22 protein-coding genes are annotated in these 19,081 nt (G+C 42.0%); all 22 read right to left on the reverse strand.

The annotated features are described in order from the left end of the window. Position 1: 1 nt before the first annotated feature. The 22 genes from traM to BUC20_RS21135 all read right to left on the reverse strand — a co-directional run bounded on the left by traM (position 2) and on the right by BUC20_RS21135 (position 18,835). Positions 2-1,222 carry a conjugative transposon protein TraM gene (traM, locus tag BUC20_RS21025; protein ID WP_073233017.1) on the reverse strand — a complete coding sequence of 407 codons (1,221 nt, stop codon included), beginning with the start codon at positions 1,220-1,222 and terminating at the stop codon, positions 2-4. 2 nt (positions 1,223-1,224) lie between these two features. Then, complete coding sequence (locus BUC20_RS21030; RefSeq protein WP_124558628.1) at positions 1,225-1,650, reverse strand: hypothetical protein; 426 nt, start codon at positions 1,648-1,650, stop codon at positions 1,225-1,227. Beyond that, a complete protein-coding gene (traK, locus tag BUC20_RS21035; RefSeq protein WP_199748275.1) occupies positions 1,628-2,248 on the reverse strand; it encodes a conjugative transposon protein TraK in 621 nt (206 codons plus the stop codon). The genes BUC20_RS21030 and traK overlap by 23 nt, the downstream gene beginning before the upstream one ends. Beyond that, on the reverse strand, positions 2,248-3,387 hold the full coding sequence (locus BUC20_RS21040) for a TraJ family protein (protein WP_233603806.1): 1,140 nt from the start codon (positions 3,385-3,387) through the stop codon (positions 2,248-2,250). The genes traK and BUC20_RS21040 overlap by 1 nt, the downstream gene beginning before the upstream one ends. 1 nt (position 3,388) lies before the next feature. Beyond that, a complete protein-coding gene (locus BUC20_RS21045) occupies positions 3,389-4,066 on the reverse strand; it encodes a hypothetical protein (RefSeq protein WP_143166866.1) in 678 nt (225 codons plus the stop codon). A 105-nt stretch (positions 4,067-4,171) separates the two neighbouring features. Next, a complete protein-coding gene (locus BUC20_RS21050) occupies positions 4,172-4,843 on the reverse strand; it encodes a hypothetical protein (protein WP_073233019.1) in 672 nt (223 codons plus the stop codon). Next, on the reverse strand, positions 4,840-5,490 hold the full coding sequence (locus BUC20_RS21055; RefSeq protein WP_124558629.1) for a hypothetical protein: 651 nt from the start codon (positions 5,488-5,490) through the stop codon (positions 4,840-4,842). Before BUC20_RS21055 ends, BUC20_RS21050 begins: the two co-directional genes overlap by 4 nt. A 5-nt stretch (positions 5,491-5,495) precedes the next feature. Next, positions 5,496-6,158, reverse strand: a complete 663-nt coding sequence (locus tag BUC20_RS21060; RefSeq protein ID WP_068402265.1) for a hypothetical protein — start codon at positions 6,156-6,158, stop codon at positions 5,496-5,498. Continuing rightward, positions 6,155-8,896, reverse strand: coding sequence for a TraG family conjugative transposon ATPase (locus BUC20_RS34225; RefSeq protein ID WP_073233020.1), 2,742 nt, complete (start codon positions 8,894-8,896; stop codon positions 6,155-6,157). The genes BUC20_RS21060 and BUC20_RS34225 overlap by 4 nt, the downstream gene beginning before the upstream one ends. A gap of 279 nt (positions 8,897-9,175) precedes the next feature. Then, positions 9,176-9,487, reverse strand: coding sequence for a DUF4134 domain-containing protein (locus BUC20_RS21075; protein WP_084529129.1), 312 nt, complete (start codon positions 9,485-9,487; stop codon positions 9,176-9,178). A 43-nt stretch (positions 9,488-9,530) separates the two neighbouring features. Continuing rightward, positions 9,531-9,851: a DUF4134 family protein gene (locus BUC20_RS21080; protein WP_073233022.1), complete on the reverse strand. Its 321-nt coding sequence runs from the start codon at positions 9,849-9,851 to the stop codon at positions 9,531-9,533. A 7-nt stretch (positions 9,852-9,858) separates the two neighbouring features. Further along, positions 9,859-10,164 (reverse strand): hypothetical protein, encoded by a 306-nt coding sequence (locus tag BUC20_RS21085; RefSeq protein ID WP_073233023.1) that lies wholly within the window; start codon positions 10,162-10,164, stop codon positions 9,859-9,861. Continuing rightward, positions 10,161-10,526 (reverse strand): hypothetical protein, encoded by a 366-nt coding sequence (locus tag BUC20_RS21090; RefSeq protein ID WP_073233024.1) that lies wholly within the window; start codon positions 10,524-10,526, stop codon positions 10,161-10,163. The genes BUC20_RS21085 and BUC20_RS21090 overlap by 4 nt, the downstream gene beginning before the upstream one ends. Next, the gene (locus BUC20_RS21095) at positions 10,523-11,158 is read right to left on the reverse strand and encodes a ParA family protein (protein ID WP_073233025.1); all 636 of its coding nucleotides are present in this window, start codon (positions 11,156-11,158) and stop codon (positions 10,523-10,525) included. Before BUC20_RS21095 ends, BUC20_RS21090 begins: the two co-directional genes overlap by 4 nt. Positions 11,159-11,227: 69 nt before the next feature. Continuing rightward, complete coding sequence (locus BUC20_RS21100; RefSeq protein ID WP_073233026.1) at positions 11,228-12,592, reverse strand: relaxase/mobilization nuclease domain-containing protein; 1,365 nt, start codon at positions 12,590-12,592, stop codon at positions 11,228-11,230. Between the two features lie 2 nt (positions 12,593-12,594). Continuing rightward, positions 12,595-12,996 carry a ribbon-helix-helix domain-containing protein gene (locus tag BUC20_RS21105; protein ID WP_073233027.1) on the reverse strand — a complete coding sequence of 134 codons (402 nt, stop codon included), beginning with the start codon at positions 12,994-12,996 and terminating at the stop codon, positions 12,595-12,597. Positions 12,997-13,005: 9 nt separating this feature from the next. Continuing rightward, the gene (locus BUC20_RS21110; RefSeq protein WP_073233028.1) at positions 13,006-14,046 is read right to left on the reverse strand and encodes a DNA cytosine methyltransferase; all 1,041 of its coding nucleotides are present in this window, start codon (positions 14,044-14,046) and stop codon (positions 13,006-13,008) included. A gap of 769 nt (positions 14,047-14,815) precedes the next feature. Further along, positions 14,816-15,799 (reverse strand): toprim domain-containing protein, encoded by a 984-nt coding sequence (locus BUC20_RS21115; RefSeq protein WP_073233029.1) that lies wholly within the window; start codon positions 15,797-15,799, stop codon positions 14,816-14,818. 15 nt (positions 15,800-15,814) lie between these two features. After that, entirely contained in the window at positions 15,815-16,615 is an 801-nt protein-coding gene (locus BUC20_RS21120; RefSeq protein ID WP_073233030.1) for a hypothetical protein, read from the reverse strand. A 22-nt stretch (positions 16,616-16,637) separates the two neighbouring features. After that, positions 16,638-16,913 carry a hypothetical protein gene (locus tag BUC20_RS21125; protein ID WP_073233031.1) on the reverse strand — a complete coding sequence of 92 codons (276 nt, stop codon included), beginning with the start codon at positions 16,911-16,913 and terminating at the stop codon, positions 16,638-16,640. A gap of 334 nt (positions 16,914-17,247) precedes the next feature. Beyond that, positions 17,248-17,523: a hypothetical protein gene (locus BUC20_RS21130; protein WP_073233032.1), complete on the reverse strand. Its 276-nt coding sequence runs from the start codon at positions 17,521-17,523 to the stop codon at positions 17,248-17,250. A gap of 142 nt (positions 17,524-17,665) precedes the next feature. Then, positions 17,666-18,835 (reverse strand): hypothetical protein, encoded by a 1,170-nt coding sequence (locus BUC20_RS21135; protein WP_073233033.1) that lies wholly within the window; start codon positions 18,833-18,835, stop codon positions 17,666-17,668. Positions 18,836-19,081: the final 246 nt, after the last annotated feature.

Here is a 19,081-nt window from a genome sequence, read left to right on the forward strand (position 1 = left end):
GTTAATACTTGTTCTGAGTGTTTTTGAGTTCTTGCGGGTCAATAAGATAGACCTGGGTGTTATATTTCAGTTTGGCTTTATTGCTACGGATCAGTTTGCTAACCGCCGTTGTAGTAGATTGAAACATTTTTTGCAGCATGCTCATGACTAGCTGGTTATTGTTTTCAGCTTGCTGTTGAATCGTCATACCCTGGCTGGCATCGCTACCAAGTACTTTTGAAAATTCACGGAATGCAGATGCGGGGACATAAAGCCCAGGCAGGCCGTCATTATCGTAGATGTCAAGTCGGACAGGTAGTATATTGTTATTTTGAAAAATGGAGCTAATTGATAGGTTTACCCGTTGACCGCTAAAGCCTGTTATCTGGGCATATAGGTATGTACCTTTTTTAACTAAAAACCGACCTGCGGTCATGTCATCTAACAGACGGATACGTAGACGAGAACCTGCATAGCCAGTGATGTCCTGATCTACTATGGCACGGATAAAACTATCTTCTCCATTAGCTGAAATGGTATTGAAAAGTGCCGTGGACGCCGAAGTTTTAGAAACGCTGAGTTTTTTTTGATTTTTAAGCTCCCGTTCAGCAAGGGCCATCTCTTTTTCTCTGGCTTGTTCTGATTTGTAATCGGGGTCGTTTGCTTTGCCCATGCTGTCGATCAGTGACATTTGTTCCCGAAAAATTTTCATGGGGTCCGTTTGTCCCTTATTACCAGGCACCTCTGATGTGGTAGGTGCCGATTGTTGCTGCTTTAATTTGGAAAGTGCAGTTGCCAAGTCTCGGTCTGTATCGTAAGTTTTTGGTGGCTGTGTTTTAGGGACTGCGTTGGGAAAGGTTGAATGTGATGTGCGTGGTTCGGCGGCTGTGTTACCATATTTCCTTTTCATTTCCCGGTCGATGGAATCCAACATCCTTTTTTCCATTTGATTGTACAGGTCTGGAACTTTTTGCCTGTTGGTTTGTTCGTCTGCGATCCCACCGACTGCTGTGTAACCATCGGCATCCTTGTATTGCTTACGGTAAGCGTCCAACTTATCTTCAATACCTTTGTTTTTAACCTCTTCGGAAACATCCACCAATGTTTCCTGTAGCGTATTTCCATTTTGTTGTACGGGTGCATCTTTTCCAAAGCTGCTTTTCCATGCGTAAAAAAATAAGCATAGGAAAGGAAGTAGGATCAGTGGTAGCACATATCGCGGTTGCTTGAAATTGATCTTCATAATTAGGGTGTTGGTTTAATATTTAGCTCATTATGGATGATTTCCAACTGCTGAATTGCATCTTTGACAAAAAGGCTATCGGCAGCAGTCAGCTTTTCTTTGTGCAGTACTGTGTTGATCTGATTTTGCAGATCAAGCACTTTCTGAAATGCCTGCCCGGCACCTATGATCTGTCCGAACCCCTGGGCTACATTGGTGCCTGAGCTGGAAAGCGATGGCAATGACTTGGGTTCTTTTACCCTCATAACCGTAAAGGCGAATACGCCTGAAAACAGTATAGACGCCAGCATGAGGGCAAATATTTGCGTTGGGTATCTGGAGCTGACGAGTTTCCAAAGAGCCGACAAGCGGAGAAAGTACCCTCCGAACTCTTTTCTGAGCTCGTATAAAAGATTTGGGCGGGGTTTAAAATGAGTTTTTCTGTACATTTTCAATGTCTTTATTTTCCAATGTTTTCCAACGGGTAATAAGTACCGCATGGGGATTGTTATCAGAGCGGATTTTCAGGTCTTTTAGATAACCTTCAGTGACGAGCGAACGAATAATCGTGGAGCTGCGACGGTCTATTTTCTGGCGACCGTAGTAACGGAAATACTTAAGACCCTCATCAATAAAAATTGAATCGGTCTGAAGTGTCAACACAGCACTGGAGGAGAGAATTGAATTGAAAAATCCTTTTTCTTTAAGGTTGTTATACTGAAGTGCACCACTTTCATCGACCAGGTACATCGCTCTTTTCATCTGATATTCGATATACTTATCATCAGGCGTAAGCGAAAAGAAAAGACTGTGGAAAAGGTTGACGTGCGAACGATATTCCGCAGCGCGGTTCATTTGAAGATCAGTTTGCCTGGCTAGCAGCGGTACGCTGTTTGCATCTAGCACGTAGACGCTTTTTCGAGCGTCTGCAACCTGTTTGTAAGCAAACAGGGAAACGATCAGGACGATGACAACGGCCAGGATAAAACTTCCTGCGGACAAAAATGTGGCAAGGCGTACTTTGGCTTCGATATTTTTTACAATCATTATTTCATCATTTTGCTTAAGATTCTGGACATATTTGAAGCACCTCGACCCATCGTGGAAGCAGCAGAGCTTATACCGGATGTAGACACGATCCATGTACTAATGCTGGGAACTGCTAACATGGTAAGACCTCCAATCAAAAAGGTTACGATTACCATCCCGAAAGAGAGCAGGCCATTTCCGGCAAGCCACCCAAGTTTTTCCAAGCGGTCGGCAGAGGTGCCGACAAGCTCTTTGTAGCGGCTTATCTCCGCTTCCATAGCATAATGCTGGAATAAAGAAGCGACGTACAGAACCAGAAAACCGATACCTGTATAAAGATTAACCGAAATGAACCTTGCAACCCATGTAGTAAAACTGTCCCTGAATGCAGGAAGGATGCTGATTGCGACTGAGAATGGCCCCAGTATAATCAGTATCGTAGAAAAGATAATCTGGATAATGAAGATGAGATATACACAGATCCGAAGTACCCATAAAGCCAATGTTTCCAGAATGGAAGTGGCAAGGAGTTGCAGACCGACTTGCATACGGTTACGTAACTCCACAATTGGGTTCCAAACCTCAGCAAAACCTTCCTTAACAGTAGACTTCACCGATTCCCAGGCATTTTGGTACCAGGTATCTGCCTCCTGTTTAGCTGTTTCTGTTTGGGCCTGCACAGTGAGCAGATTATCTGCTACCTGTACCATCAGCTGGGCTCTTTCCAGTCGTAAGTTATTGACTTCTGTTTGGCTGCTATTAAACATAATCTCAGTCTTATTTGCAATTATATCTGTGGGAAAGGAGACCACTCTGGTAAAAGGAGACCACCAAAGAATTACCATGACCAGACCAAACGGACGAAGCAGTGGCATAATTTCCATTTTTTTATCACCCGACATCATTTCATATGACTTAACGGCAAAAAAAATGAGCATGAAAATGGCCGATAGTGCCTGTGCATCTGCAATAAATGCATCATAGTGCGTCCACAGTGTATTTTTCATTTCCTTTAAAAAATGCATCATACCTTCTTCGTAGACCCCGTTGCCTTGCAAAAAATTGAAAGTTTTTTTAAATGAGTCTGGCACATTTCCGGAACCTGATTGCATAAAAAAACCGGCAGTGCCGGTCAGTAAATTGGTTATGTTCATCATGTTAGAGTTTGGATTTCCTTAAAATTTCGTCAGCGATTTGCTGATCGGTTCTGAAACCTTGCCTTTCTACAATGGGCTGGTCCCTGGACTTCATTTTGTTTGTAGATTCACTAAGAGCTAGGAATTTTCTGGCGTACTGTTTTTTTGCCTCCCAGGAAGTATTTAACCGACGATATTCCAAAAGCAGCCTGTGGTAGGTCAGTAGCCTTGAACCACGGTCAAGTGTTGTAGTCATTGCACCGTCCAGGCGTTCCTTAATTCCTGAGGACTCTTCGCGATACCACTCGTAAACGCCGTTGCGAACCAGGTAGTCAATTTCTTTTGCGGGAATTCCAGACATCAAATTTGCATCTTGTTCGTTTAAAAGAGGTTCAAATTCATGACGGTAGTATAGCATCCACAATGGATCGGCAGTAGAAAAAACAGCTGAATAGTTTACCGCTTCGGTTATTGCAGTATTTCTTAAAGTATCAGCATGCAGTTTATAGGCGTTTTCGGTATTTTGCATGGCCGCGGCAAAAGCCAGACGCTGAGTTTGTGGTCCGACAGGTCCCAATGGACGGAGGTCTTTTTTAGGGTAGTTCGGGTGCCACGCCCAGGTAAGCCAGTAGTTTGGATTAAGTCCTAAAAAGCCGCTAGTTGGGGTAAATTTCTTCCTGTCCCATTGTTTGAAAACCATACGTTCTTGCTGGTTAACAATAGACTGGTCTCGAATGATACGCTGGGCTCCTGCAGAAGCGGCCATCCCCAAAATAAGTATGGCTAGAATATAATGTTTCATCGTTTATTGTTTTAAAATTTGATAATTACGGATGATATCATTGGCCATCCGAGTATCTTGATTTATAAAATCTCTATAAGGATTAGCCGTTTTTAACACCCCGTTCATTTTTGCCCAATACATAGATCTACCCATACTATAACATAGTGCCCTCATGACTTTTAATTCCAGGATGACCTTACGTAGTAAAGCATCTCGTTTGTCGTAGTCCATCAACACATTGCCGCCTTCTTTTAAAATAAAATCAGATACTTCGCTAACCAGGGTAATTCCACGGGATTTCAGTTGCCTTGCAACATCCTCGGCAAACAGCAATAAATAGGGCTCGCTGCCTGCAATAGAGATCATGGTATTGCTTTCCTTAATAATCTCTGTACTGATTCGAGCAATCTGTGTGGCGGCTATACCGCTTCTCAATGCTTGATTGACCTGGGTAAGTGAATTATAAATCAAGTTCTGCACCATCACCACTGAAGAGATATTCAGATTTATGTCATCCAAACGATTGTTAATGGTGCTTAGATAATTGTTATGGGTATTTTCTGCTGCCAAACGCACGCTGCCGTTCTCATTAACAATCGCAAAATGACCGCGGTCGAAAACTAATTTTTGCGCATTTGAACTTTCTGTACAAACGAGCAGCAAAAAACCTGCGATAAATAGTTGGCACCTCATGGCGTTGTTGCTTTAAGAATAGAGGCATTACGTAATATATTATCAACAAGCTGTTTATCTTGCTCAATAAAATTGGCAAAGGGGTTCAACGAGCGTTTTCGGTTAGCATGGAACATGGCCGTGGCCAAACCTTTACTAGCCCCTTCTATCAAGCGGAGTTCAGTTAATGCATGTGAAAAAAGAATTTTGCGGTCGCTTGCTTTCATCTGGTTGATGTCGCCGATACTTAGGGCCAGACCAATAATATAATTCACCAACATTCTCGCTCTGTCTGCAAGGTCTTTTTCAGTCTGGAACGCTAGTGAAATCAGAATAGGATTATCACTAGCCAGCTGGTAGATTATATTTTGCTGTCGGATGATCTCTGAAACAACTGGGCTGGCTTCCAGTCCGATCTGTGCGGCATCAATAGCCAGTCCCACAGTATGAAAACGGCTTTGTAATTCCCTGTACTTCGTCTTAAGTTTGCTCATTTGTGTTTTATTTACCTCTTCGTTTGCAGAAGTAACTGCCTGTTTATTTTTAGCTTCTTCCTGTCTGCTATTTTCGCTTTTACTTTCGGCTACCAACTGGTGAATTAGTTCTACATTGAGCTGGCAAAAAGCATGTTGTAGTATCCCGAAAAGCAGGAAGATTAGGATAATCATTCCTTTCATTTTTTTAGGTATTTAGCGTTTCTGATGATATCATTAGCAATCCTTACATCAATATTTATATAACCGGAATAAGGATTAAGAGAATTAAGAATACCGCGCTGTTTCGCCCAAAACATCGTGCGATGCATTCCATAAGCAACACCCCGTAAGATCATCAGTTCGGTCCTGATGCGGTTTAATAATTTTGCTCTTTCGCCAGAATCCATCAGGTTGTTTATGCCACCCTGCAATACAAAGGAGCTGACTTCCGCAGCCAATGCCGTTCCCCTTCGTTTGAACTCGCGAGCACCACCTTCAGCAAAGAGCAGCAGAACCGGGTTACTTTGAGCAATTGAAATAGCCTTGTTTACATCGGAAACAATATCCATGCTGATGTCGGCAATATCCTGAATGGCCAACAAGGATCGTACGGCGGCAGATACCTCACTTAACCCTCGGTAGATTTGTTGCTGCAAATCATTTACGATGACCAGCTGGCCAGTTACTGCCAATTGACCACGTTGGATCAATGTAAGGTTATCATTCGTTCTATTGAGCTGCCCGTTGATAATTCCTGAGTGTGCAGCCATAGCACCCGCCGTGGTTGGGTCCACATAAATCTGGGCAAAAACAGGACAGGCTGTAATAAAAAGTCCTGCAATTAGAAGTGATCGTTTCATACAAAATCGGGTTTAAAATATTCAGTTGAACTTGGGATGGGTATACCATCCTTATTAATCTGGCGGATAAAGGCATCCAAAGGCAATCCGCTTTTTTCCATATCGGAGACAAAAGCTTCCAATCCGCTTTGATAGGTCCCGTAGGTGCGGGTATAGATTTCCACCGCACTTTTTTCCGGTTTTTCGGTAGTATAGGCCAAATACTGAAAAATAGAGACCTCCACGCCGTACACTTCCCCCGAAGCACCCCTTCGGATATATACCTCTTTAAAGCGCCCCCTGTTATCGGTGTTGCCCAGTTTATTAATGGTAAATATCTTCTTTTGCTCGATTTCAGTAATGGCCAGGAGTTTGCCGATCTCCTTGTAATTCTCTTTGAACTTGCTCTGGTCTAGCAGGCAAATGGTATCCGAATTGTTCAGTATACTATCCTTGACCACTGCATTGCCGATAATATCCCCCAATTCCTGGGTGACCACGATGGCCTCGCCCCAAAATTTACGGACAGTCTTATAGAGGTACAAAATGTACCCTGCCATTAAAGGTGAGGCGATTGCCTTCCACGCCTCTTCAATTATGAGGGCCTTTCGCTGATCCTTACGATGTCTCATCTTCTGGATGAACACATCCATAATGATCAGTGTCACTATGGGAAACAGAATACGGTTCTCCTTAATGGCATCAATTTCAAAGACAATGAACCGCTCGGAAAAAAGGGATGCGTCGGCAGGCTCGTTGAGGATACTTTCAAACTCTCCGCCACGGTAAAATTTCTTTAACACGTACCTGAACTCGTCCAGGTCGAACGCAATCCTTTCCTCGATTTTGATCTCCGGTATTTTCCCGAGTGCGAACTCATAAAAACTATTAAAATCAAGAGCGGTAATTCCCGTCCGTTCATGCCTGATACTGCCCAGTTTCTTTTCCTCGTTTACTGCGGAAAAATATTTTTGATTGAAAGCAGCCTTAAACGGAGTCGTATCAGGATCTTCTGCCAGCAGGACTTCATCTAAATCACTGATTTCCAGGTTAAGCAGATTATCATCGATCACATCGAAGTCCATATCAAAAAGAGGGTTCTCCTTCATGCTTTCAAAGACACGTTTGCGTATGCTGAAAAGCTGTTTATGGGATAGGCCGGGATACCCCGGATTGAAATATCGGCTATAGTAGGCGGAGATTACATTGGAAATGACATCACGCTCAACCGAGCTTATGGTCCCTTCGGCACCCTTCCACAACAGGCTGACCAGGGTAATCAGAAAATCCTTTTTTTCTATATTGTATTCACTTTCAGCAATGGCAAAGGGGTTCATCGTAATCGGCTTGCTGTCCGACCAGGTAATGTACTTGCCCCGGAAATAATCGCACATCCCGGAATAGGAATGCCCGGTATCCACGATCACCACATCCATGTTATAGAGCATATACTGCTCAATCAAGGCGTTCATAAAAAAACTCTTCCCGCTGCCTGATGGGCCGAGCACAAATTTATTTCGGTTATTGATCCGGTTGGTGCGCATGGGCAGGTCTGCGGGGTCTATCCCCACGGGAATACCTTGGCGGTCGGTAAAGCGAACCAGGAAGTCCGAGGGTTCATCTTTTAACAGAGATTCCTTAAAAAAGAAGCAGAGGGCAGCATCGGCGGTTGTCAAAAACCAGTCGTATTTTTTTAGTTCTACACCATTGCCAGGCAATGCGCAGCGGAAAAGTTCTAACTGATTATAGGCGTTTCGTGATGGGATAATTCCCTGCTGAAAAAGTGCTGCATCAATATAATTAACAGCCTTCCTGATTTGTTCTTCCTCTGCACATACGATCATGGAATAATGGGCATTGACGAGCATTTGATTTTCTCTTGCTACATCAACCAGCAACATATCTATATCCTCAACGCAGATGAGGTTGGCCGGATCGGGAACGCCTGAATGGCGTTTACGTTTCAGCTCTAGTTTATTGAGTGTTAGCTGTTGTGGTGGTATCTCTAACAATTGGTTATAAATGATAACACGATATCCAGGAACCTGATGTAAAAAAGAAAGGTTATCTACCGGAAAATCCCGCATTCCTTTGTTATCCTGCTTTTCGGTGTAGGGGCCTAACTTTTCCGGTAGATCCACCGAATCGGTATTGACCATGCTGATACAACGGATGGCCAGATTACCCAAATTCAATTGTTCATCCCCACAACGCATATTATTAAGAGTGGTATGGGGCGAGGCAAACTCCATGCTAAGCACCTTACTTATGTATCGGTTGATTTCAACCTCATTCAAAAAGCTTGGGTTGAATCCGGCATTGGCTAGCAAATCTGAAATTTTAATCACGTTCTGAAAGAAATCTGACAATACTTTTTTATCATAAGTATAGAAAGCACCGCGTTTAACCTGCTTGGTAATAATCAGGTAGGATTTAATGTCTGTATATTCTCGTCCTTCAAAATGTGCGTGATACTTCTGTTGTAAAAATTCGCTCTGATTTACACCCTTATATTTCCTGCGGATGAAAACATCCTGCTTTTGTATTATGTGTCCTTCGCCTAGAATCTTAATGATGTTTAGCAATACACTTTGATAAGCATTGTAAGCATCAGGGTCGGCGCCGTATTGCGGCACCGGGTTACTAATGTGCAGGATCATGGAGAAATCACCATTCTCGCCGTACAATAGCTGTAAGCCATTATAGGTATCGATCCCAGCAAAAGGAATTTTAAATCCTGTTTTTCTTTCTCGCTGCATAGTTTAGTTTTAAGTGGACTGGATGGATAAAAATCCCTGTGTTTCGGGTTTTGGAGTGGAGGCCGTCTTTCTGTCGAAAAAAGGTATAGGTGAGCCCAGCTGAGATCAGGGCAATGGTCAAAAAACCACCTAAGTACATACTGGTGAGGGCTCCAGTAAGGCCTCCGATTATCAGACCTCCAACTAAGGAACCTAATCCCCAATAAATGAATTTTCCTTTGAACCCCCGGTAAATAAGGGGCTTTTGAAGCCCCTTATAGATTGCATACTTAGCGATCATTATACGCCGAAAAATGCTTTGATTACCACCGATACGAGTACCAGGAATAAACAGGAACCGCCCCAGGACATAAGTTCCTTGTTTATGTCCTGGTCCCCCGCGTTCCATTTGATGTACACGCGAACCCCACCGATCAATCCGACTACCGCACCGATAGCCAAAATCAGCGTAGATACTGGATCTACGTAACTTGTCAGGGAAGAAGTGGCGGCGTTTATACCGATGGAACCTCCGCCTTGGGCAAACGAAGATTGAGCCGCAAGCATTGAAAATGCAGTGATTGCAAACAGTTTTTTGTTGTTTACTGTCATGAATTGAGAAATTAAATGGTGAATGAAAAATTGAAAAGGCTGTTTAATGCACCCCGAACAGGGCTTTGAGGGCTGCCCCGATGATAGAAAAGAAGAGGCAGGAAAAGAACCAACCCATCACTTGGGCGTCTATATGATGTTTGCCGGATTGCCAATTGGCATATACCCGAAGACCGCCCAGTATGCCACTGATGGCACCGAGGACAAGTACTAAGTCAGAAAGGCTGAAATACCAACGATGCATTTCTCCACTGACCTCGTAGAATTCACTGATACCTGGCGGTGATTGTGCCGTAGCCAAAAAAGGCAGGGCAAAAAAAAAGACAACCGGAGTTGTCTTTAAAAGTGGATACTTGAATTTCATCGTTGCCTTAATAAGGTATGGCTTTGGTGTACTCGATGACCTCGGACTGGGCCAGGGCGAAAAGTTGTTGAAGTCTTACTCCGCCAGTGCTAATAAGCGGACCAGAAGATATAACCTGCCTGCTTTTGGGTTCGGGTGATGGTTCATCAGAGCCGACCTGTTTGGGCTGGGTTTCTTCGGAGAATACGAGTTCGTCCTGGCTCGTGTCTGTGATCGGTTGGCCTCGTGACCTTATCATGTCAAAGAGGATGTTAAACAGGTAATAAAGGGAATAGACAGCGGCAATGCTGAGTAGAAATTGTGTCCAATTCATAATTTGATGGTTTTAATGTTTTCTTTGACGTATTCTATAAGTTCAGGGTGGGTAAGAAGAAAATGTTGCAAGCTGAATGCGATTAGTTTGTTCATATCAATTGCTTTGGCAATTTTCAATTGCTTCAACAGGAATACAGTGCGGTCATCCAGGCGGATCAGCAGTTTTTCCCTTCCTGTTAGTTCAAAAGCCAGGATACTTTCAAACAGGGTATCGAGCTTTGCGTCTGGGGGCTTTTTAGTTAATTTGTTTATAGGTGTTTGCTTAACCGCAGACTTGCCGTCCTCTATTTCCTTATCGGGATGTCCATCTTTTTTAATGGTTTCTCTTAGCTCATCGGCCAATGATTTAATCTGGCTCATGTATGGTCCTCCCAATCTAGGTACTGGTTATAGATCAGATCAAGCAACGGCAATACGACTGGGTATAAAATTAGTGGTGTTTGGAAAGTGCTGATCCGCTGAAAATCCACGCGGTCAGCAAGGCTTGGAGCAACCACCCCAAAACGCCGCAGTACATTTTCAATTTCAGTCTTTGTTTCATATTTCACTGTATTTTTAACACGGTTAGGAATAAATATGAATGGGGCCTTATCATTGATCTTCCGTAGCACCATTGCAAACAGTAAGGTCGAATCCACAGAAAATTCATCATAGGCGAAAGGACAAAGGATAAGGTCACATGCAGCAAACAAAGGCAGCAGTCCGTCATCATCCATTTTTCCGGGGAGGTCGATCAATATGATTTCGCCAGATCGGTTGCTCAGTGCATTGTGTAGGGATGGAAAATGTTTAAGATCAGCTGGAACAATTTCATAAAGTGGCTCATTTTCCAAAATTCTTGCCTTTTGAGCTTTTGTGGCCAACGACTGTTGATAATCCATATCCAAGACAGTGACGTTACGCTTTTTGATTTGAGTAAGGTAATTGGCCAAAAGTAGCGTAAGCGTACTTTTGCCGGCACCACCTTTTTGATTGCCTAATAGTATTAGCATAATAATAGTTTTTTAAGTTCTTTTAGGAGGTGTTATTTGAGAAAGGTTAAAGAACCAGGTCGCTTTAAGTTATCGGGTATTGGTTCTGGTTTTGCGCTTACGCTGCCTGTTACGACCAAGTATAGCTTCATCGTCGATGTCATCGGCAATATCCAAATTGATTTCTGGGAACGAGGTTGTAGGAGTTGGTTCTTCTGTAAATCCTGAAACCTCTGAAGACTTGTCTGGGGGAATTGAAGAATCGGTATCATCTTGTTTTACCCTTTCGCTTTGTAGGGTTGGGATTATATCATTATTAATAAAATCCCCGGCTGACTGATCTGGTGCAACATAAAAATCGGAATCTCCCAGTTTGACCGTTTCACTTTCAAAAGTTAAAGTTATATCGGTATAATTTGAATCCTCTGCTGACTGATCTGTGATGACATTGGAATCAGAATTATCCTGTTTGACAGTTTCATTTTCGACAGGTGACTCATTGTCTTGTTGAAGATCGCTTGATGGCTTAATAAATTCGGCAATTGGCATCAGTTCGCCGCCTTTGTAAACGGTCGTTCTTGCATGGTCTATTACAGTGTAACCGTAAGGAGGCAATCCCGGCTTTCCGTGATAAAGGATCTGTAAACCAAACTTTGAAGAAAGTACTTCTGCGAGCTCTGAAGTATATCCTGTAGGTTTGGCTACACTACCTCCGGGCAGTGGCGTTATTAATGGAACAGCAACTGGACTATGATTTAATCGGTATTTTTCCGTTATCGCTCTTAGCTGTGCTAAGCGGTCGATGTTTTGATTGTAAAGACTAATCTTAGCATCAACTTCGGAAACATCAATGCTTCCCTGTAGCTTGCCATACTTAAAAAGCTGATATTGCCCTCCTGTCAATTTCAGGGAATAACCTTGGCATTCCAATAGCATCATAAACTGGGGACGAGTTGAAAAATTGTAACTCATTGCCTTTTCCAGGTCTTTGTTTACAGTCTCTTTTTCATCGAGTCCCATTACTTGATTTAAAACCTGGTAAGCGCGGATTTTTTCGTAGCTGTCATTTATCTTTTTGCCATTTTCATCTATGCGGGTAGAGACAATGTGAATATGATTATTGTCCGTGTCTTTATGGAAGACCAATAAGTAAGGCTGGTTTTCATAACCCATCCCTTTTAACCAGGCAGTAGCGATTTCAGTGAGTTGTTCCTTGCTATGTGATTTTCCTTTACAGGAAATGACCGCGTGGAACTGCGGATATTTAATCCTTGCGCTTGTTTTCGAACGGGCTTCGAGGTAATTGATATAATCCTTTGGTCTAAGATGTTCCAGGGCTTGCAAGGCACCGAAATTTTCCACCTTCATCAGTTCGCCTTTATCGTTTTCTATTTTGGTTGTGTTGTAACTTACACCTTTAAACGTGGCGGACGGGCGAAGGATTTTTACGATCATGATTAACCTTTCATTAAGCGGATGACTTGGCGAATACTTTTTTCGAGCTCCTGCAGTACGGCGATGTATTTGCCTAAAAGACTATTAAATTCAGTAGAAATACTTTGACTTAGCATGCCCTGTTTGTGAAGTATATTGGCGTGCCTGGCTAATTGGTTTATATTATTACCTGATCGGCCAAGTTCTGTTCCGATGTCATTTAGTTGTTTCATCAGTTCTTTACTGTTCACAAGCATTTTGGTTGCTTTTTGTAGTACCCGGATGCGAACTATATCGGCACGACTGATACCTAGTGATTTTTCTAACTCTATGAGTTGCTGCAATTCCTGCTCGCTTAATCTTAACTCAAAACGGCGGGTTTTAAGTACAAACCCCTTGTCAGTAAGCTTCTTGCTGTTCCCCATAGTTAATAATTAAGGCTTTTGCTCAATGGACTGGATAACGCGGAATATTTCTAGTGCGACTTGTGGTACAATTGCATTACCGTAAGCTTTTACACTTTCGGCTCTCCATGCTGAAAAGGTAATTCCGTCCAATTCGCTGGGAAGCCCATCATCGCCGCCACAAAACGGGGGTTCAACTGGCCATGTCTCCCAGCTGGGAATTTGGTATTGCCAATCTGTGCTGTGGTGGGTAAAATTCGGATCAGACGTTCCAATATGGAGGCTGGCAAATTCCCCGGTTTCTGTTTGTACCGTTTCGTTTGGGTTTGAAGTGTGTAGTAGACCAGAAAATCTGTCAAAGATACTTGACCTCCGTTTCCCTTCGCGTTTTTGCGGTTCGCCAATTGTCTGCCTTCTTTTATTTGCGCTAGTGTAACTCCCATATTGCTGATCTCTGTCGCTGTTGGTGTGGGCAACAAACCAGACCCTGTCTCTCTGGTGCGGGGCGTTAAGGGCAGCAGCCGGAATACAACAAACGACTGGTGTGCCATCTTTAAGCTGCGGTAATACATATCCTGCTGCACTGATTTCTGAAATAATGCTTCCGATAACTCTTCGCTGGAGTCTGATAATGGTACTGTCCGCTTGTTGGTTACTGTCCTGACAAAAAAGCTCAACCGCTTTAATTTCCATTTCAGAAAGACTGTCTGGTTCGAGAATGCTGAAGAGGCCAGCAACGTTTTCAAGAACAATCCACTGAGGTCGTGATTCTTTAATAATTCGGCAAGCCTCTGGGAAGAGATAGCGGTCATCCGCTTTGCCCTTTCGCTTTCCGGCCTGACTGAATGGCTGGCAGGGAAATCCCCCGGAGATGATGTCAACGTGTCCTCTAAACTGAGCTGCGCTGAATTGAAAGATGTCGTCATAATGAAGGGTGTTTGGCCAATAATGTTTAAGAATGGTTTGGCAAAAAGGATTCCTTTCGCAGGAAAAAACATTCTGCCATCCTAGCCAGGTAGCTGCGATGTCAAACCCGCCGATACCGCTGAATAGGCTGCCGTGTCTAAACATAGGCGGCTTTCTTAAATTCGTGGCTAAGCATTGTAAGACACGGGCACGGCGAAGGCATTACGACCTTCGTCATGATAGAATTGCGTATTAGCATAGGCTAAATTTTAAGGGTTAGAAATTGGATTTGGGCGATTGCCTTAGAACGGTGATATGAACGCTTTGCCGGAAAAAAAGGGAGTTGCGACCTTTTTTCTTCCTTAACTGCCTTTCCCCAACGGGGTTAGGCAGCTTAAGGCAAGTTCGTTTTTGTCCACAGACCAGCCGAAGGCGGGCTGTACGGACAAAAACACAACTTGCCCAATAACAAACAAAAAAAGGTAGTTATACCATTCCGATGAAAATTGGGACGATTGCAATGAACTGTGGGGGTTAATTCCATGATGTATAAACAGATTGTTGTTTAGACAGAATCCTTTATTGTCGCATATTGGTTTAGATGCTTATAAGGATATACAGATAAATAAACATATATGTCTATATAGTTATTCAGGCTACTGGTTAGTTATTTATAAACTTTTCCGTATATACAGATAGATAAATAAACATACAAAGGGATAGGTGTAAATCAGGATTGGTAGATAAATATATATTTGTTTAGCTATATATATAGTGAACCATATAGGTGGATAGACAGGTAAATATATAGCTGTCTTTAGGAATAATTGCATATCCATAATGTTAGATAAAGGAGTAAATAGATAAATAAACAGATAGCCCTATAAGTGGATATGTTTATCTTTGTATATATAGATAACTTAACTGGAAATCGTCAGCGTTTCCTTCCCGTACTATAACTTGCGGTTTCGACTGGAGTACATTCAACTAAGCGTTTAGAACTATTGAGATCGTCTTTTAACTTTTCATTATAATCCTTATAGCCTGCATACTCATATGAACAGTCAACCGCATGGGGTATTTCTTTCTTTAGTAATTGGGCGCAATTTCGGCCAGGATCATCGTTATCAAAATACACATCTACAGTATGGAAATTCTTAATTCGATCAATGGCATAACCTAGCATCGTAATCGCGTTCAGGACAATAATTGTGGGTTTTAATTTCGGGTGCAGTAACTGCCAGCTTAAATAGTCCATATACCCTTCGAAAACTGCAACATGATCTGGATTGCCTTGGATTACTGAGATACCTTTTTGACCTATGGTACTTTTAAAGCCCTTTGCATTGCCAAACTCCCAGGCACCATGTTCGTTCTGCCAACCTACAGCATAGTAAGCAGAGGTATTTTCGGGATTATTTATACGATTGTAATAAACTTCTTTTACCCGTTGACTTTTAGCTATTTCAAACAGCCCCCTGGAATGAAGATATTGGGTAAGAACGTAATTGCTACCCAACTCCCGAATGTTGATCAAACCCCATTCGTAAGTTCCTTTTTCTGGGTCTTTTGGATAAATTTTGGGAGGAACGTATTCAGGAATTAAAGCAGTATCCATATCGCAAACTTGCTGTATCTTGTTCAATACTTCAACAAAGGACAGATCTGGCCAATATGCCGTACCCAGCTGTACGATGCCACCTTTGAAAATACCAGTTGCATTTGCACCACCCCAGTCTTTCCAGCAGTTTCCTGCATCCCATACGGTAAATGATGGTGTGTCCTTTTTGGTATCTCTCAGCATACTATGATAAAAGTGTTCTTTCCCGGTCTTTCTGACTGGATGGTGACCCAAGCGAGCCAAAAAATCCACAATAGAAATATCTTTCAATGTGGCAACATCGATATAATTTGGCATGACAATACAAATTGGTTAGGGATTGATTGCTTTAGAATTTTCGTTCATAATAAGAACTACATTCTCGAATTTTTCAGCCCGTTTTTTTGCAGCATTTGAAAACTCTGGAGAGTTCAAAATCAATATGCTGGGACCAGGTAACTTGTTTGTATATTTCCAGCTGAGATAATTAAGATAATCATCAAACAGTGCCAGACTGTTTTCTTTGCCGGGTATAAGGGTCATGCCTTTACGACCGAGGCTGCCGGAAAAATTCTTGCTGATCACTTCCCATCCTCCATTTTCATTTTGCCAGCCAGCGGCGAAAAAATCCTTACGTCGGTGTTTTTCATCCACGACATAATAATAAACTTCTTTAAGATGGCCGATGGCCATCTCCCATAGACCTTCTGATTTCAAATAGTCTGTTATTTCAGTATTGCAGCCGACTGGTTTTGTTTCCTGAATGTGATAAAATGGGATTTTAATCGCCCGTCTTTTTCTACCAACTGGCTTCGAATTAGCTGTAACAGACAGTAGCGAGTACGTTGTGAATAGTTGGTTAATCTTCTCTGTTATTTGGTACGAATTAAGTTCTGGCCAATAGGCCATACCAAAATCTATAATATCACCGCTTTTCTTTGTTAAACGGTCGTACCATACATCCAATTGGGTGTTTACAAGAAATGTAGGTTTGGCTTCGTCAGTTCTTAATACATTAAGATACAATTGTTCATCGCCATTGCTTTTGGTTGGTTTGTAGCCAAGGCGAGCTATGAGCCTGCTTAGAGTCACCTGGTCCTTAATGGAACCTGCATTTAAAAATGAAGTTTTCATAGTTTTATTGATTGGAATGGTTTCAGATATAGAGCAGAGCATCAAGCGATTTTCGAATTGTTTCGGCTTCGATACGGTCGATACGCCAGGCGGCCGAATAACTGCCGTCTTTTCTGCGGGTAAGTAGTCCCTGATCAATCCAATGTTCAATGTTCTTCCTTCCATAAATCCGGTATGCCTCAGACTTATTGATATAAGGCTTAATTTTTCCGGTTCTGGCAAGGGCGAGCTTGGCGCCCATTTCAGCGGCATCTCGTAAAAGAATGCCGAGCTGGTGATCAGTTAATAGAATATTCATAAATAGAGAGTTTATGAGCGATAGAAAAGGGCATGAAATATCCCTAAGAGAACCGGCAACGGGGAACGAACCCGTTGTAATTCGCTTTGCCGGTTTGATAAATCGGGATTACTAGCGTCGTGTCCTACGACACGGGCCTCTTGGGAATTATACACGATAATTTCCTCGGCCTGCCAATGCGCTTTCAGATTGGTGCTTGATCCGCCATTTTCTCTGGTCATGTTTGCCAGAAAAAAACAACGAATACCTAACCTCACTTTCGCAAAATTTCCCGTTCTTAGGCGGGTTAATGCTTCATCCCTGTACGTCAAAGACCTTTCGGAAGTGAAGAAGTTTACCGCTCTGCCACAGGCAGGTAGGTGATCCGGTTGCTGGATGCAGCTATTGCTTCCAGTTTTTTTCGGTCCAAGTATTTTCGGGAAGATCTTTCTGAATGGATTGGGCCGATCAGTTTTTCGCTGATCCAACGATCCACATTGCCGCGGCCAAAAAGTCTATAAGCTTCGGCCTTGCTGAGCTGGCCCTGTAATTGTCCGCTCTGCAAAAGGGCTTTTGAAGCGCCTTGCTCGGTAGCATTTTTTAACAGGTTAACCAGGTCTTTCAGCTTCATAAGAGTTCCTTTAATGTTGGTTTAACTATCATTTCCGAGACAAAGCAAGAATTTAGAGGGGGGCTAAAACAGGGACAGGGGGTGACTGAAAAACGGTCACCCCCTGTCTGGGAATTGTTATGATTTAATTATAAAATGCCTTTTAAGAACCTTTAAAATTAGATAGGTTATAATTTTCGTTGAGCCAATTGAGCATCCCGATCAGATGTGCTTTTAGTTTTTGTGCTGTCGCAAACTCTACATCGGTAGATTTTTTTCTGAGGCTTTCCGCCGATATAAACGGAGCTTGCGGTGTTGAAAAATGGGAAGCAAAAAAAGTAAACTGGTCTCCAATATTCTCTTTAGCCAAAAGTCCCTTTTCAACGAACAAACGGATAAATAGTCCAAGTTGAGCAACAGATAAAAATATTTTCAAACGATGGTTCGATTTAGAAAACTGCTCATCCTGATTAACTACCCTCCGTAAATCGATGAGTTGTTTAAGATGTCGTTCTTTATTAGACAATAAGGTTTTGAAATGATCTTCGGTTGAAACATGACAGGGGAACATTTTTATTTTACGTCCAGCCAATCCGTTAAACCTATCTTGTTCAGCAATGATAGTTAACAGTTGGTCGTGCAGATTTGGGATATCATTGAGCCTAGAATTTAGATCATTGCTGTAGAAATCAAAAAAACTTCTGGTGTTAAATTCATTTATAAATAATATATCAATCAGTTCTGAAGTATCTGCTAATTCAAGATTAGCAATTTGTCTAATCAGGTTCCAGATATAATCTACTTCATATTGATTAATTTCTTTTTTGTTTATAAATAGAAGAAATTCTCTTTCAATCAAATGGTACAATTTTTTTTCGATTGAGAATCGTTTTAAGATGTTTAAACAATTAATGACAACTGTTTTAAGTTCCATTTTTAAACCTGAATAGTTGTAACGCGTAAGGGGTATTTTTGAACCCACTTTTGGTTCGGATTGCGACACGGCAGCAATGGTTTTTTCCAAAGCATTAAGTAGATGCAAGTAAATTAATCTTAATTCCGAAGATGTTTTTTTGTGTTTACTCCCTGATGTTAAACAGATAAGGTAACCGTAAATTGTATTGCTGAGGTTTACTAATTGCCTAAGTTGTATAGTAGTATGCCTTCGGGACAATGTTGTTCCAATAAAAGCCTGCTCTGTGTAATTTTTCAGCTGATCTAAAAAGCCACTTTCCAATTTTAAAAGGTCTTCTTGGTTGATTTCATTATTAATTAATGCTTTGGGATGTAATACTTCATCCACCCATTGGAAGATTTTAAATGTCAAATTCATAGTACAGGGTTTTAGATGTTAATTTCTCCCAAGTTGAAAACCTCAACCATATAAAAAAAGTGTATTAGGTGACATGCTAAATGTGTCATATTTGCCCATAATGCACTATATAGGCCATTTTAAACCAGTATTTACCTGACATTATTTGGTGTTTTTTTTCTGAAACAGTATACTTACATTAGCAATATGATGTAACAGAAATTACAAACAAAAATATTAGCGACAGCTATTTAACCTTGGTACAAG

The organism is Pedobacter caeni, from assembly GCF_900129215.1.
GTDB lineage: Bacteria > Bacteroidota > Bacteroidia > Sphingobacteriales > Sphingobacteriaceae > Pedobacter > Pedobacter caeni.